Here is a 17,609-nt window from a genome sequence, read left to right on the forward strand (position 1 = left end):
TTAATAAGCTATCTGCACATAGCCAGTGATGTCTTCCATATCCTCCACCTTGATGATATAGAAATATGTTCCCTGACTCAGCAACTCATTGCCAAACGCGCTGCCTGAGTTTGAATAACCAGACCAGTCATCCTGATAGTCTTCAGACTCGTAAACCTTATTGCCCCACCTGTTCATAACGATCAAGTGAACTCGCTGAGAAGGCTCTACTATTGTCACTTCAAATCTATCGTTCTTCCCATCTCCATTTGGCGTCAACACTTCTGTAAGACCTGTTGATTGCGACTCTATATAAACATACGACTCAACACACTCCCCTGAAAAATCACAAGCTCGGATTTTCACTTTATCCGTAAACTTCGATGAAGTGAATGGAATGTATGTAAATTCTCCGTCATAAAATTCCGCCTGACCATGAATCAAAGTGCCATCTTCCTGAACAACTGTATAAGTATCAATGTCATCCAAGGTATCCTCGTCACTTAAGTCAATATTTATCCTCGCAGGAATTCCGTCTCGAATCGAAATATCTACATCTTCCATTTCCGGAGCTGTATTGAAACGAACTATTTGCAAAGTGTCATACGCTCGACAACCGTCGTTATCTTCAGCCATGAAAGAATATTCAAACAAAGAATCCTTCTCAACAATAATCTCTACAGGCTGCCATGTAAAATCAACTCGATCTGCAATCGTCTTCAAATCCGTTGAATCATTAATATTCCATCCAAAATACTCTTCCTCTGTTCCTAGCAAGACCAACTTCTCATCCAAAACCTCATACTTGCCTATGCGGAGCGTATCTGAAAATAAATATAAATCATCCTGTTGATCATATGCATAAATACCTACAGAAGGACCTGTTCCACGTTTAACTTCTATTAAACCTGATTTCTGAGGATTTCCACCTGCATCTTTCAAAGTATATTCATACACTCCTACACTTAAGATTCTACTCACATCGCTTACAACGCCTGAAGGTGTAATTATAGTGGCTTCGCTTCCTGAAATGATCGCCCAATCCACCTGATACGCCTCATCATCGCTCACGGCAACCAATGTATCTGTTTCACAAACTGGTATCACAATTTCTCGTGAGCTTGGTAAAATAAATACAGTAACGGTCGCTGTTGAAGTATTTGAATGAATATCCGTTAATGTATAATCAAATGTCTGCTTAACTATGGTTGTCAAAACTGGTGTTTGATTCGCTGTGAAATTGATAACTCCTGTCGAAGTCAACTCACCCTCTCCATATACCCATTCTGCATCCGGATCAATCGCAACCGTTGTCGTTGAAACAACACCTTCATCATTCCCCAAAATATCAATTTGCCTCAAAACATCATCTTGGTACATGTAAATCGTATCCGCTATGGCTTTCAAAGAACCTCTAGTAAAATCAAATGTAAATTCAACAAAGCAATTATAAGTATTATCCGAAACCTTAACCTTATACTCCTTGGATGCCGCCGGATTAGGTGTCAATACTTGCTCATTATTAGATAATACTTCTCTTTGAGGATCAGTAATATCCGACCACTCAATAGTAGTATTAGCCAAGTCAGCTACATTAATTTCAAACGTTTGGTCAATATTATTCTGATTAGCATCTACGACAATTGGATCTCCGGAAACAATATTAACTATAGGCAAATCAGCAAAAGTTATTTGTTGCGAGAATACTATTTGATCACCTATTTCAAATCCATTTACATTATCTAAATTAACTTTATAATTGAATTCTGCAATATCCAAATCAACGTTATTATCATCAAGTGCACTTTCTTTCCACTTCAATTTGAATGTCACCGTGCCATCTTGATTTCTAACAGGAGCTTCTTCGCTTTCCAATACATCAGAATCAACAAGCTCATAAACAACGTTCGCTGTACTTGCATAAAAATCAACAACCTTAACCTCAAACGAATCATCAATTCCTTGACACCTCCCTATTTCAAGTGATGGAATATCTATCAACTCAACTTCAAAAGTTGCTGGCGACACACCACAACCAAGAGTATCTTTCGCCTCAACAATATAAGTATACACACCTACATCCAATGTCTCAAGTTGTGGCACAGAACTCATGTTATCGACACTTGCTTCCTGTGTCGGGGATTCGCTCCAAGTAATTGTACTTTCATCAACAGCATCGTTTAATTCTTTCAATCTAAATGTTTCAACTGCGCCCCCTTTAGTCACCACAAACTCATTCAAATCAATCGCTTCAACAGAAACAGATGGCAATACAGTTATCTCTACAACCTTTACCCATTCATCTCCTGTTAGATTATCTGTAATCGTGCATTTGAATGTCGCTGATGTCGCTCCTTCATTTACCGTAACATTTACTTGCGCTTGTTCTAAATCAGCCCCTGGCTCAAATGCTCCATTCGTTGCTTCAGACCAAACGTATGTCAAATCAAGCTCCTCTCCTTCTACCTTTAAAGAAATTTCATGCAATGTGGATCCATCTGCTTCGCAATAACCTATAGTTTTATCATTTGGTGTGATATCCAAAGGTTCAATAATTTTAACCGTTACAGTATCCATTGTATTACAACCATAAGCATCATCTAAACTACCAACATAGATATAAGTATCTACTGCCCCATAATTAGGAGAAATCTTTGGTGAGTTGGTATCAAAATCAGTTTCAACTCCTGCATTCGGTGTTAGATCCCAAACGATATCTGAAGCTGTCTTCATTCCGCTTGCATCCGTCACATTAACGTCAAATGTTATTGGACTAGTTGAATTAGTGCGTCTAGTAAATTCATCTTCACTAAAGGTGATGCTTGGCTCTGCTAATCTTGTAACAGTAATTGAACTAGTTTCTAACTCAACTTCTGTCAACAATGTCTCATCAGTTACTGGGTCTTGTGTAAACTGGTTAGTCTTAACAGTATAATGAAAAATGTGAGAATCTCCTGTGAACTTCACTTTAACAGAATGGGTATCTCCATTTTTTGCTTCTGAATTAACAACTACCTCTCCATTGGCATTGCTTGCAGACCATTCAACTAGCAATTCCGCATCAGGAACTGAAGCTAACTCAAAACTTATTTCAACTTCCTCTTCACAGCTACCTATTGATACTTCAGAGTCTACATTCAACTCAGCAAATCGAACAATAATATTTTTCTTAAACAAAACTTCTTCAGCGTAATCCTCATGCCACTCTTGTATAAATGGCATATTTTTAGAACCGAATGTATCATCCCATTTTCCTTCGATACCAGGAACGTTATTCCCCCATCCATTACTTGGATCTCCTCCTTGAGGCACAACATAAGCTACATAACCATTCGTCGTACTATTTGGCTCGCCAATAGCCCAAGGATTATAGCCATCGAGTCCTGTAAATAAAGTTCCATTCTCTACAAGAGTTTTATCATTAGACCTCCACTGCCATTGTCCGGAAACTTTCTGTAGAGCTACCCAGCCTCCCAATCCATCAAATTGAAATTCTCTTTCAATAAAACGCCATTCATCCGCCGATTGAAAAGTTGCAAAATAACTCAACATTTTATTTAAACGATGTCCTTTGTCTTGTGTACCTGGTCTGTTTGGTTCAGTAAGATTTCTAGCTTGCGACCAAGTTTTCATCTGGTCTTTGCCCCTTACTGTATAGTAATGTCTTTTCCAATTTGAAGGATTATCATCAGACGTATCTTCAAAAATGAAATAACCTCCCAATATGTACTCTATTGTTCTGTCCGCTTCTTGAGTTAAATCAATATTTGGATTAGTATTTTTATAAATAATTCTTGAGAATAAAGCTTTGTACGCCTCTTTATTTGCATCTCCTCTTATTTCAAGCTTTTTATTATTTCTATCATAGAAGAAAGAAAACCTCGATCTTGCAATTGTTTTTATCTGTGTATTTGGATCAATTCTAACATATTCAACATTATAAAACTCCTCTCTTAAATGCCTAAAAGTAATTTCATTTGTTGAAACTGTATCTACTATTTGTCCTGCTAAATTTAGATCAACATCCTGTAAATATAAATTGTCAAAATTTTTCTGATAATTAAAACTATTATCTGGATATCGAATATACACTTTAGCCTCATCCAAATCACTTTCTGTCCCATTGACCAGATTAATGACGGAGCTATTATCATTTACAACAAGAGATTGGTTCTGATAAGTATATACTTTTAATGTATCTTTTACTTCGAGCTCTAAGTCTCTATCAATTAATTGGGCAAATGAAGTATGCGAAGAAAAGCATGTCAACATTAATACCCAAATAAGAATTTTCAACTTTTTGAAAAATCGTTTGTGTAGTTTCATTTTATTTAATTGTTCGTAATATGACTTAATAGGCGATATATTTTAATTGTATTTAATTCGTCATTCAAAATGTCTACTATTAATATAATTGAATAAAAAACAACATTTTAGAATAAAATTACTTAAAATTCACACTAGGATAATCTTTAACATATTTTAGATTACATTGTATCATAATCATTTCAACATCAAAGTAAGGCACTAAAAAAAGCCGCTTCTAAGAAACGGCTTTTTATGAGTGTTTTAATACTTTAATAAGCTATCTGAACATAGCCAGTGATGTCTTCCATATCTTCCACCTTGATGATATAGAAATATGTTCCCTGACTCAGCAACTCATTGCCAAACGCGCTGCCTGAATTTGAATAACCGGACCAATCATCCTGATAGTCTTCAGACTCGTAAACCTTATTGCCCCACCTGTTCATAACGATCAAGTGAACTCGCTGAGAAGGCTCTACTATTGTCACTTCAAATCTATCGTTCTTCCCATCTCCATTTGGCGTCAACACTTCTGTAAGACCTGTTGATTGCGACTCTATATAAACATACGACTCAACACACTCGCCTGAAAAATCACAAGCTCGGATTTTCACTTTATCCGTAAACTTCGATGAAGTAAATGGAATGTATGTAAATTCTCCATCATAAAATTCCGCCTGACCATGAATCAAAGTACCATCTTCCTGGACAACTGTATAAGTATCAATGTCATCCAAGGTATCCTCGTCACTCAAGTCAATATTTATCCTCGCAGGAATTCCGTCTCGAATCGAAATATCCACATCTTCCATTTCCGGAGCTGTATTGAAACGAACTATTTGCAAAGTGTCATACGCTCGACAACCGTCGTTATCTTCAGCCATGAAAGAATATTCAAACAAAGAATCCTTCTCAACAATAATCTCTACAGGCTGCCATGTAAAATCAACTCGATCTGCAATCGTCTTCAAATCCGTTGAATCATTAATATTCCATCCAAAATACTCTTCCTCTGTTCCTAGCAAGACCAACTTCTCATCCAAAACCTCATACTTGCCTATGCGGAGCGTATCTGAAAATAAATACAAATCATCCTGTTGATCATATGCATAAATACCTACAGAAGGACCTGTTCCACGTTTAACTTCTATTAAACCTGATTTCTGAGGATTTCCACCTGCATCTTTCAAAGTATATTCATACACTCCTACACTTAAGATTCTACTCACATCGCTTACAACGCCTGAAGGTGTAGTTATAGTGGCTTCGCTTCCTGAAACGATCGCCCAATCCACCTGATACACCTCATCATCGCTCACGGCAACCAATGTATCTGTTTCACAAACTGGTATCACAATCTCTCGTGAGCTTGGTAAAATAAATACAGTAACGGTCGCTGTTGAAGTATTTGAATGAATATCCGTTAATGTATAATCAAATATCTGCTTAACTATGGTTGTCAAAACCGGTGTTTGGTGCGCTGTGAAATTGATAACTCCTGTCGAAGTCAACTCGCCCTCTCCATATACCCATTCTGCATCCGGATCAATCGCAACTGTTGTCGTTGAAACAACACCTTCATCATTCCCCAAAATATCAATTTGCCTCAAAACATCATCTTGATACATGTAAATCGTATCCGCTATGGCTTTCAAAGAACCTCTTCGCTCAAAGCGCAATGTAGTATCTGCAGTACAACCATACTGATCCGTTATCGAAGCAGTATAAACTTGACTTTGCAATGGATTTGGCGTCAAGCTTAAGCCTGAAATCACATCCGTATCCAAGATCGGGTCCCATACTACAGAACTTCCAATTGGTTTCACATCAAGGTTAAAACTCGTTGTATTATCTTCTCCTTCTTCTGCTATGATCACTGCAACATCTGAACTAATCTCTGGCGCTTCAGCGACATTGATTGTTAATACTCCCTGCAAGATATCTTCTTGATCAAATCCATTCATCACAATTTGAATATCATAAGAAAATTCTACTTCTCTTGGATATACCTTATTTACTTCAATATCATTCCAGTAAGCTTTGTAAACAGTACTTGTAGTACCGACTACAGGACCACCTACAATAGTCAATTCATTAGTCGATTGAGCAGTGACAATAAAATCCGCATCAGGCAATACTGGATGACTAAGCACAATATCAAACATATCATTTTCATCCATACCTTCACAAGCTCCTAGTGGTACATCTGGAGAAAAAGTTTTAATAGCAACAACTTTGAAGTCTACTGAGATACACTCTTCCCCATCTATGCTAGCTGTGTAAATGTATTCTCCTTCTTGTGGAAAAGCTTCTGTGACTTTTACTGAATTCCCAGTCATTGCATCCAAAGCTGGATTAGAAGCATCATATATCCAGTTAATATCTTTATTGTCAATTTGAGACACTACAAATATCACATCAGTATCTTCTTCAGCCATTACAAAAACTGTCGAATCTGAAGCGTAATCAAGCGCACTTGGCTCAGCCCTCTTCACCAAGACTGCATGAAGAGAATCACTCCCTAGGAAATTATCGGTAATCTTAAGAGACAACTCAACTTCTTCCAAATCAGAATCTAGTTCTATTTGAGCATCTTTTACTGTTTTATCTACATAAGAAACTCCCTCAACATCCTGCCACTCATAAGTATAATCGCCATCAGAGTCTGTAGTTACATTGACTGTAATCATTGCTTCATCACTACAGTTTGGCACAATCACTTCAGGTATCTCCACTTTGATATCTTCTTTAACATTGATAACTACATTTTCTTCAACAGTACAAGGCACATCTGTTAGTACGGCAGTATAAGTGTGATTCCCTGCAATAAAAGGCTCAGACACACTTGGTGTTAAAATATCAACTGTAGTAGCATCAAAGTCAACCTCATCTCCGGCAATACTTGAAATTGTCCAGCTGATATTGGTATGATCAAAACCAGTTCCTGGTGTAACTTCAATATTAACAGAATTTTCAGAACTTACTCTTCTGTTGAACTGCGTCTGCTCAATAGTCATTGTAGGTCTGTCTGCGACAGTAATAGTAACTGTTTCTTCCCATACATCTCCTGTTAGTTCATCTGTAATTTCACATTTGAATGTTGCTGTGCTAGCATCATCATTTACTGTTACTTGTACAGTATTCTGAGTTAAATCTGTGCCTGCATATGAGCCATTTGTTGCTTCAATCCAGCTATATTTGATTAGATCAAGCTCAGGACCTGCTACTGTAACAGAAATCTCATGCACACTATCAGCGCCCGTCTGACAAAAACGAAGATCTTTACCAACAGGTGTTATAACCAAAGGTTCAATAATCTCAACCGTTACAGTCTCTAATGTATCACAACCATAAGTATCCTCCAAAGTAGCTGTATATAAATAAGTACCAATATCTCCAAATTCAGAAGAAATCTTAGGTGAGCTTGTATCAAAATCAGTCTCAACTCCTGCATTTGGTGTAAGGTCCCAAACTATATCTGAAGCCGTCTTCGTACCGCTTGCATCCGTTACATTTACATCAAATGTTATTGGATTTGTTGAATTAGTGCGTCTAGTAAATTCATCTTCACTAAAGGTGATGCTAGGAATCGCTGCTCGAACAACTTTCACTTGTTCAGCATCCGCTACAATATTTCCCGAAATCTTATCGGTAACAGTATAAATCAAAACCGCCTCAAAAGTAGTTGGATCGTTCGCATCCGCTTCTTTCAGAAACTTAACCTTGACAGTTCTTCCATTCGCTACTCCGACAATCTCAGCGATATCAGAATCACCCACTGTCCATGAAATATCAAGATCATTAGCTAGGTCGGCATCTGAAATTCCCACACCATCTTTATTTATCAACAATGGAACTTCTATTGCGTCAACGTCATCATTCCCTTGGCAAAATCCAACCTCTACATCAGTCGAAATCACTTCATAAGTTTCATCCACAAGTAGAATAGTTCCTGCCCATAAATTATCTGTAACATCCTTCCCCCTATATTCGGAGTAATAAGAACTCAAGTCTGATGAATTCTGAAATGCGTCATCCCAAGCTCCTGGCTGATCGTCTCCCCAGCCTACTGCATCTCCTCCTTCAGGAATAATCCAAGCTCCTAGGTTTATATTTCCTCCATTAAAATTATCCGGCATCGGCCTAGCCCCCCCCTCTGCATTAGGATAATTACCTGTCAAGTACCTTGGATCAGCAGTATTAACATACCAATTTGACCAAGCCACATCAGTGTCTACCAAATACTCTTGAGGCTCGTTGGCTTGATCATCCAATTCTTTAGACTCTTTCACCCACTTCCAACGACCACCATTATTTTTCACATCTCCCCAAGTTCCACCAACATAAGCGCCAATCCAACCTCCTTCTCGCGATAATATTGCATACTGAGTAACGATTTCGCTTTCTTGAGTTGTCTTAATTGTAGCCAAAAATCCATACCCCTTATAATCTCCATCATTGTCTCTATCGGCAGAGATTAAAAACCGTTCCCTCGCAGATGTTTCAGCATCATACCAACGAATAGAATTATTAGTAATTATTGACTCATAAAAGTGCCTCTTGCCTTCCACTTCAATAGTTAGCATTCCTGCTGTTAAGATATTTACTTTTCTAGTCGCTTCTTTACCATTAGCCCGAAACTGAGGGCTATTGTTTCTATATGTTAATTTCTCAAGTAGTTCTTCATACGTCTCCACAGAGGCTATTCCCGACATAAATATTGAATTGCCAATCTGTCTAATAGTAATTCCATTAAATGTGTTTCCTACTATATCCAGTGCTAAATATTCCTCATCATATAAAGCATCTTCCAAATATGCAGTGGCTCCATTTAAATAGATCATATTTTGAGTAATTAAACTCAAATCATTATTTTTTCCTAAATCAATAACATTAATAACCTCTCCTCTATTTTTCGGCAATGGTGTTCTATCTTTGTCAAACTCAACAGACAAATCATATGTATGATTTCCAGGTCTTACATTCATTTGCAAAGCCTGAGACCTACCTCCAATATTTGTATTAATATTCCTAGTATTTTCAAGAAGAGTAATACTCAAATTATGATACTCAACATTATCCAATACTCTTTGCAAATCTTCCTGAGACAGGTTTCCGCTAATCCATAAATTTGTGGTGGCGTTTCCAAACACATTAATCCCAAGCTCTGAAATCAATATATCAGCATCTCTTAAAATAATAAACTCATTGCCAGCTCCATCAAATTGTGTAGGAAGAGAAAATGTCAAAGCCCCATTCCCTCCTGAAGTTGCTGTTATGTTTTGTCCCAATCGTAAAACTCCCCCATTAAACTCAACAGGGCTTTGAATATTTACTGTTTGAGCAAAACTCAAAGTAGGGAAAGCGCCCCCCAGGAGCGCAAATCCCATGATCAACATGAATATATTCGAAATTTTCGTGTGTAGCTTCATTGTATTTGTTGTTCGTAAAGTAAAAGAAATTGGACTACTTATTCTTTTGCAGACAGTTTGAATTCTGTTCTACGATTAGCTTCTTGCAAGCTGTCATCACATGGCTTGCCCTTACAATCATTTAGCGGCTCACTTTCTCCAAGCGCTTCAAATGTCAATCTGTTTTCATCAACACCTTTAGCCACCAAGTATTCTAAAACCCTTTTAGCTCTCTTTTCCGAAAGCGCTTGATTATAACGTTCGCTACCTTTTTGGTCAGTATGAGCTCTCAAATGCAATGTTAAATCCGGGAACTCCGACATGTACCCTGCAATTTGATTCAACTTATCATGATACTGAACATTAATTTTATCACTATCAAACTCAAACTGAACAGGTTTCCAACCTTTAATTTCTCTATTTATTTCCTCGGCTATTTCTGCAGGAACAGGTATTGGGTCCAGATACAATGTCAAATGTTGATCCTCACCTAAATATTGAGTTGTGACTTTTCCTGCTTCACTCGCATTAAAGCCATCCTTTTCAGCCTTGAATTCAAAATCAACAGCGCCTCTTACTACTTTTTGCAATTGCCCACTGGCCAAAACGTATGTAGTATCTGTGCCTTCCGTAATATTTTTAGCCAATAGATTCGCTCCTCCAACAAGCATGCTGTCCTTAGCGCTCCTGATCTGAACCCAAATATTCAATCGGTCATCCACTGAATAACCATAAATATCATCATCTCCTAATCCCCCCTCTCTATTGGACGAAAAGAAGCCTTTGCCTCCTTTGTTGTAAATAGCAATTCCAAAATCATCCGCTTCGCTATTAATCGGCGCGCCAACATTAATTGGATTCATTTGATCGATCGGAGTTCTGTATATATCCAATCCTCCCATTCCTAAATGCCCATCGGATGCGAAATAAAAGTATTCCCCATCATGCAAAGAAGCTACATATGGAAACTGCTCTTTACCAGCTGTATTAATCTTTTCTCCTAAATTTTGAGGCTTTGACCATTGTCCGTTTTTCAATTCAGACTTATAAATATCTGTTTCTCCAAAACCTCCCGGCATATCCGAAGCAAAGTACAACGTTTTACCATCAGGAGATATCGCTGGATGGCCAACAGAATAATCATCATTATTATGAGGAAACTCTCCAGCTACTTCCCATTCACTCCCATTTCTTCGAGCAATATAAATTTTCAGATTGCTTACTCCTTCCGAATCCTTACCGTATTTCTTATCATAATAATTATTTCTGGTAAAATACATTGTATTGCCGTCGGGAGTAAAACTAACTACACCTTCGTGAAACTTCGAGCTTACTTCTTCTGAGAATTTTTCAACTGTCGAAGCTACTGAACTGCTTTCATCCACGCGAACTTTATACAACTCCAAAAACGCTTGGTCATTAACGCCATATTTCCTCTCGAACTTCTTGCCTGAAGACCTGCTTGAGCAAAACACCAACTCTTCTCCTAACATTGCCGGACCGAAATCCGAAGCTTCGCTATTGAATGACTGAGACTCTACTTTATACTTTTTGCCATTGTCAACCAGTTCCGCTTCTATTTTACGCCATTGCAACCTCTCCGCAATCCACTTTTCATTAGGATGCGTAGCATAATAATCTTGATACCACTTAGCTGCTTCTTGATGCTTTCCTGATTTGCTTAAAAACTTAGCGTACTCGATCTTATCCTCGTCAGTAATTATAGAAGATTTAGACATCAACTTGCTAAAAGTTTCCGCCTGCTTCTCTTTTTGCCCTGACTTTTCATAAGACTCCACTAGCTTTCTTAAAACATGCTCGTCATTAGGATCCTTAGCTAAAACATTTTCATATATTTCAATCGCTTGTATGACCTTGTAATCCTCCAGATATTCATCAGCCAGCTTAACCCTTTGCGACTGCGCTGAAAGACTTACACTTGCAAACATGCAAGCAGATAATATTAATGCGTATTTCTTTTTCATATTTTACCTTTGCATTTTTTTCAAATCTAAAAATATCTTGGAGATTTCATCTTCTTAGCAGGAAGATTAAAGTCATATCTCAAAGTAAATTCATGAGTACCTCCAGCATAAGAGGAAATTTCAGTAGTCATAAAATCGTAAGAATAGCCCATTCTCAACTGATGAGTCAATTGGTATTGTAGAATTGCACTCACTGAACTATCATATCTATAAGATGGGCCGAACCAAAGCTTATCATGCATAACTAGCATTGCTCTGACATCGAAAGAAACTGGAGCTCCCTCTGTTATTCTCACCATAGTGGAAGGCCAGATTTTCAAGGATGGAGTCAAATCAAACAAATAGCCACCCATTATATAATAATGCCTTTGAACGAATGATTTCTCTCTTGACAGATTACCTTCCAAAGTATTTGCTTGCTGCTCCAACACTTTAGGCACTGACACCCCGATATAATATTTTGGATTAACCAAATAAAAGCCTAGCCCAATATTGAAATTCACTTCTCCATCGATATCATAAGCAACCACTTGATCATCATAATGCTGTTTTTCAAGTTCGGAAAAGGACACTCTGTAATGAGACATTATTGTCTTAAGGCCAAATTGCAAATGACTTTCTTTAGACACTTGCAAGCGATAAGAAAGATCCAATGCACCTTCAGTGGTTTTAGTCACTCCTATTTGATCATAATCGAAAGTGGCTCCAACTCCAATATTATACCTTTTAAGCAAGGTATTCCCAGACAACACGCCACTCTTAGGAGCCCCATCAAATGATGTCCACTGGTCTCTGTATATCAACATAAGTTGCGACCCACCTGTAGATCCCACATAGGCAGGGTTAATTGAAGCAGGGTAATTGAGATATTGGGTAAACAATTTCTCCTGCTGCGCGAAAAGCCGGCATGTTCCTAAGAAAAACACCGCCACTCCTAGTAATAGTAGACGTTTCATTATTATTCTGTTATTGTTATGTTTTAGTGATACTTTGTTTGCAAAAAGAAACTCTTTGTACTTTTAAAGAGATTTTTTTCGATAGTCACACATACAGAATATAATAAAAACATAATTCAATCCATAGCTATCCCTTTTTAAAAATCAGAATTTAATAAAATAATACAGCAAAAAATTCATTTTATATCAGGTATGGATAATTTTATTTATTGTAAAAAAAGATGATATTAATAATTTGTATTATTTATTAGAAATAGGTAATGAAAACATTTAACCAGTTTCCATTCATTTAAAAACTTTAAACTTAGTTGGCATTGAATTTGGTTTTTGTAATGTTTGTATAATATTTCCTGACAATAGAAAGCAAAACATCAAAACTCCATTAAAGAGTATTAACTCAAAACCTACTTTATATTCTGGAAGCCATTGCTCTAATATTAAGCTAAAAATCCATGTTCCAATTGGAGAAAGGATTGCAAAAATCGGCACAAGCCTATCAAAAGTTTTAATATTAGTAAAAAAACCAAAAACAAACATTCCTAACAAAGGTCCGTAAGCATATCCTGCAAACTTAAAAATCATGGTTACTACGCTTTGGTCATTGAACCTATAAAAGCAGATAATTATCAGAAATAAAATCACTGAAAAGGCTATATGAATCCGTCCTCTTTCCGATATTTTAGATGATAATTTTTCATTATCCCATGACAAAATATCCACACAAAAAGATGTAGTCAGAGAAGTCAATGATGAGTCCGCGCTTGAGTAAGCGGCGGCGCACACACCCAGTATAAAAAGCAATTGCAAGAAAAATGGAAAATGATTCATCGTAAGATAAGAATATAGAAAATCTGTCTTTGCAGGCACCGTAACAGCAAACACATCAGTAAATTCAAACAAACCAACTCCCAAAATCAAGAACAATAAATTTACGATGACAAAAACAATACTGAATGAATATATATTTTTCTGACCATCAATGGAATTTTTACAAGCTAAATTCTTTTGCATCATATTTTGATCCAAACCATTCATAACTAATGTCAGAAAAAAACCTGCTACAATTTGCTTAATTGCAAAAGTTGGAGACTTCCAATCCCAATCCATCACAACAGCGGACCTGCTGCCTCTTAACGCATCCAAGCCTCCTACCTGATTTATGACATATGACAAAGTCGCTATCATTGCTCCTAATAATAAAACTGTTTGAATAGCATCAGTCCATACAATACTCTTCAAGCCTCCACGACGAGTATACAGCCAAATAGCAAATACAATAATCATCACTGCGACTTCAAAAGGTATTCCTAAAGGAGAAAAAACCAACTGGTCAAAAACCAAGGCCACTAAAAACAACCTAAAAGCAGCTCCCGCCAATTGAGCAACCAAAAAGGAAAATGCTCCCGTTCGTTGCGACATCTGCCCATATCTTTCTTGAAAAAATTGATATATGCTTACATATCGCTTCTTATAATAAAAAGGCAATAAGTAACGTCCAATGACAAGATATCCAAGAAAATTACCTATTACGAATTGAAAATAATGCATACTATTATTAGACACTTCTCCTGGCACTGACAAAAAAGTAACTCCAGACAAGGAAGTTCCTATCATTCCCACAGCAATTATATACCATGGAGCTCTATGGCCTGCTGTAAAAAAAGACAAGTTATCCGTCTTAGCTGAAGCAATCTTTGAAATTCCCCACAGCACAAAAAAGTAACTTACAAAAGCAAACAGAATCCAATAAGAAGACATACGTTTATTATTAAATTAAAAAAAGCGCCAACTCCACAGAATCGACGCTTTAATAATATCTAGCTTTTTAAGCTTAAATCAAAATCAACCTACAAAGTAGCATTGCCATTTTGATCCGAGCCAATTGTCAAATTATCTATCCAAATACGAGTACCATAACCAGAAGTGTTCCTAATTTTCAATTGAACAGCTTTCTCTCCTTGGTATTTTGACACATTAATGGATTCTTTTCTCCAATCTGATTTTTCAGTTGGTATCCAATCATTAGAATCATTTGTGTCAATTGCTTTCGTTTCCAAATCAGTATGGGTTTTCTTATACACAGCCTCCCAAGTCTTCCCAAAATCTTTAGAAACCAAAACTTCCAAAACATCTGGGCTTTGATCATCAAATTTAGTATAAGCCACATCAAATGTGATATAAATGGAATCAACAACAGTTGAAAAATCAAAATACTGAGTCTTGATTTCATCAATAGTTCCCATATTACTATTGTCTGTATTATTCATTACTAAAACGCCTTTGCCTCCAAGACCGGCATCCTTACGTTGTTCCCAAGTTACGCTCTTATCAGGGTTCGAAATCACCCACCATCTAGGCGGAAACTCTTCACCAAAAGACTCTGTCATTGGAATCGGATCAGCACCGATTTTCACTGCAAAATCGTCATTCCATTCGGACTTTCCAGATTCACTCTTCAAAGACAAACTAGCTGAATATTCTCCTTCTTTTTCATAAATAACTGAAGCTACTTTCTCTTTCAAATCACTGGATTTACCACCTTCAAAAGCCCACTTTCTCTTAGTTGGAAATGGATGAGAATAATCGAAAAACTGAAGTGTGTCTCCAGCAAAAGCTAACTTTTGTGATTGATAAACACGTATGATTGGAGCAACAGGCTTACTATCAGCAAGAGAAACGGAAGCTTCCCAACCTTCAGCTCTACCTTCCATATTCGAATGGAATCTAAATGTCAATGCCCCGCTAGAATGTGTGGAAATTATTGTCCCAGGATTTCTATCCATTTCAAACCTACCAATCAAGGTAGTAGTATCCGCACCGTCAAAAACTTCTAAATAATCTGTGTTCGACTTGTTCTCCAATTCAAAAGAATCAAAATCAACTTTAACGAACTTCCCTTCTGTTTTTGGCTTCAATACTAACAATGCATCCGTTCTGTTACCATACTTTCCTCTTTTGTTAGCAAGGCCCTTGCCACCCGGATCAAAAAATTTAGCTTCAGAAACCTCAAACTCACCATTTTGCATAGCGATATTTGAAGATACAATCATATAATTTTCTTTGACAGTAACCTCTTCATGTCCGTCTTCAGCAGTGACTTTCAATATCGCAGGATAAACACCTTCATACTCATATTTAACTAATGGAGGATTCTTGCCAGTATAAGCGCTTGGCTCGCCACCAGGAAATGTCCATTCCCAATATTTGATTTTCTTACCACTTACAAATGATTGATCTGTGTACTTCACACTATTACCTACAGCTGTAAAGTTCTTTTGAGCATAAAAATCCGCCCATAAATCTTCCCCCTCAATACCAGTCTTCACTTTATTATCATCTTCAAGCATCTCAGGGTGGTTATCGAACATATACAACCACATCTTCTTCTTCTGGCCTTTTGTAAACATTGCTGTGCACTGACCGTAATCCATATAGTTCTGACGATTTGCAAGAACTTTGTTGCCTTCTTCATCCTTGCAAGGATACTCATAATGCTCACATCCTTGACCTACATCTGAAGGAGGCGTATCATCAACTCCGTCCAAGTTATCACACCCTCCCGCAAAAGTATGCGCCAAGCTGAACCAATGCCCAACTTCATGTGTCATGATCTTAACATGAGTAGGTCTTGCTTCTCTTGTTCTACCAACAGCCCAAAAAGAAGAAACCACGCCATCCAAATCATTATCAATGGCATAAGCCCAAGCAGATCCTGCATGATCTCCAGCAGCTCTAACTACAAAAATATTCAGATAATTCTTTCTCGGCCATCCATAAGCTTGCTTCATTTCAATGTCAGATCCATTATTTGTTTGAACTGTCCACTCTGGATTATAATGTCTCAAAATACCAGAAGTTCTATTGCCATTTGGATCTTTACGGGCTAATCTAAACTCTACCCCAATATTAGCTCTAATAGGTTTAAATTCTGGAATAATTTGATCTCTCCAACGATCTCTATCATTATAATCCTCATTCAACTGCGCCATGCATTCGAAGATCTGGTCATCTGTTATATTTTCGATGCCTCCTCCATGAACAATATGAAAGACCACAGGAATCACCACCCCTTCTTTAGTAGCATAATCCTCGTCATTGGACTGTGCTTTCACTCCGCTAGCTTGCAAAAGCATCACTAGACTAAAAATGCTAAATAAGTATCTGAACATGTTAATTTTTTAGATAAAAGTTTATTTATCAAAGATAGCATTTCATTTACTTATTCCTAAGTATAAATAGTCTTTCTCTTACCAAGATTTTATCCTCTTTTAGGTCTCAGGCATGGGAACAAGTTTTCATTTTCATGTTTAATATCTATGTCTATAAATCGCTTGGAAATTTTACGTGTGATTTTATCTGATGAACTAGCAAAGCTAATTGCGGCAGTTTTTTCCTTTAACAGTTCATCCATTACAAAAGATGTTATCTTTTTTTTCATATCATCATCAATTCCGAAATAATCGAAAACAACGAGTTCTTTATTTTGAAACCTTGAAACAATAGTCAACAGTTTCAATTCTAAACATGTCATTTTACGAATTTCCTGCAATGGATCTAAACCAAACTCTGACAATAATAGTACAGCTTCACAAGGATTCAATTTTGCTTTATCCATCAAGAACTCTCCAGCAGTCATCGGAAATACAAAATCCAGCAAGCCCATTTTAATATGGCCTGTACATTTTGACCATTTCAAAGCTTCTATGTTATCGGGCATAACAATCACTTTTTCCAAAGCTCTTGTTATTCTTCGCAACTCCCTTTCATAATGATCAACCATATTTCCATCCAACCAGAATCTCAACATTTCCCCTCGCTTCAATTCCAATGGACAGTTATGATTGATCTTCAACTCGATATTTCTCCCCCCAAATACCTTCATCTCCAATCAAATTTTAATAAAAAATACTAAGTAAATTAACTTTTGACTCTAATACCTTAAGTGCTAGAGCTGAACCATCATTTCCAAA

General features: G+C 37.1%; 7 protein-coding genes. All 7 read right to left on the reverse strand.

The features are described from left to right. The 7 genes from AABK36_RS12640 to AABK36_RS12670 all read right to left on the reverse strand — a co-directional run bounded on the left by AABK36_RS12640 (window position 1) and on the right by AABK36_RS12670 (window position 17,521). Window positions 1–4,305 carry a T9SS type B sorting domain-containing protein gene (locus tag AABK36_RS12640; protein ID WP_309938557.1) on the reverse strand — a complete coding sequence of 1,435 codons (4,305 nt, stop codon included), beginning with the start codon at window positions 4,303–4,305 and terminating at the stop codon, window positions 1–3. Between the two features lie 251 nt (window positions 4,306–4,556). Then, window positions 4,557–9,719: a T9SS type B sorting domain-containing protein gene (locus AABK36_RS12645; RefSeq protein ID WP_309938555.1), complete on the reverse strand. Its 5,163-nt coding sequence runs from the start codon at window positions 9,717–9,719 to the stop codon at window positions 4,557–4,559. A gap of 38 nt (window positions 9,720–9,757) precedes the next feature. Next, window positions 9,758–11,683 (reverse strand): OmpA family protein, encoded by a 1,926-nt coding sequence (locus tag AABK36_RS12650; RefSeq protein WP_309938554.1) that lies wholly within the window; start codon window positions 11,681–11,683, stop codon window positions 9,758–9,760. A gap of 26 nt (window positions 11,684–11,709) precedes the next feature. After that, window positions 11,710–12,639 (reverse strand): PorP/SprF family type IX secretion system membrane protein, encoded by a 930-nt coding sequence (locus AABK36_RS12655; RefSeq protein WP_309938553.1) that lies wholly within the window; start codon window positions 12,637–12,639, stop codon window positions 11,710–11,712. A gap of 285 nt (window positions 12,640–12,924) precedes the next feature. Further along, window positions 12,925–14,397 carry a sodium:solute symporter gene (locus AABK36_RS12660; protein WP_309938552.1) on the reverse strand — a complete coding sequence of 491 codons (1,473 nt, stop codon included), beginning with the start codon at window positions 14,395–14,397 and terminating at the stop codon, window positions 12,925–12,927. An 89-nt stretch (window positions 14,398–14,486) separates the two neighbouring features. Beyond that, window positions 14,487–16,808 (reverse strand): M43 family zinc metalloprotease, encoded by a 2,322-nt coding sequence (locus AABK36_RS12665; protein ID WP_309938551.1) that lies wholly within the window; start codon window positions 16,806–16,808, stop codon window positions 14,487–14,489. 89 nt (window positions 16,809–16,897) lie between these two features. Next, window positions 16,898–17,521, reverse strand: a complete 624-nt coding sequence (locus AABK36_RS12670; protein WP_309938550.1) for a hypothetical protein — start codon at window positions 17,519–17,521, stop codon at window positions 16,898–16,900. Window positions 17,522–17,609 lie beyond the last annotated feature (88 nt).

This window comes from Aureibacter tunicatorum (assembly GCF_036492635.1).
Lineage (GTDB): Bacteria > Bacteroidota > Bacteroidia > Cytophagales > Cyclobacteriaceae > Aureibacter > Aureibacter tunicatorum.

What these genes read in the sequence shown, in the direction of transcription:
- AABK36_RS12640 (WP_309938557.1), bottom strand. Translation starts at nt 4,305, where the DNA reads ATGAAACTACACAAACGATTTTTCAAAAAGTTGAAAATTCTTATTTGG.
- AABK36_RS12645 (WP_309938555.1), bottom strand. Translation starts at nt 9,719, where the DNA reads ATGAAGCTACACACGAAAATTTCGAATATATTCATGTTGATCATGGGA.
- AABK36_RS12650 (WP_309938554.1), bottom strand. Translation starts at nt 11,683, where the DNA reads ATGAAAAAGAAATACGCATTAATATTATCTGCTTGCATGTTTGCAAGT.
- AABK36_RS12655 (WP_309938553.1), bottom strand. Translation starts at nt 12,639, where the DNA reads ATGAAACGTCTACTATTACTAGGAGTGGCGGTGTTTTTCTTAGGAACA.
- AABK36_RS12660 (WP_309938552.1), bottom strand. Translation starts at nt 14,397, where the DNA reads ATGTCTTCTTATTGGATTCTGTTTGCTTTTGTAAGTTACTTTTTTGTG.
- AABK36_RS12665 (WP_309938551.1), bottom strand. Translation starts at nt 16,808, where the DNA reads ATGTTCAGATACTTATTTAGCATTTTTAGTCTAGTGATGCTTTTGCAA.
- AABK36_RS12670 (WP_309938550.1), bottom strand. Translation starts at nt 17,521, where the DNA reads ATGAAGGTATTTGGGGGGAGAAATATCGAGTTGAAGATCAATCATAAC.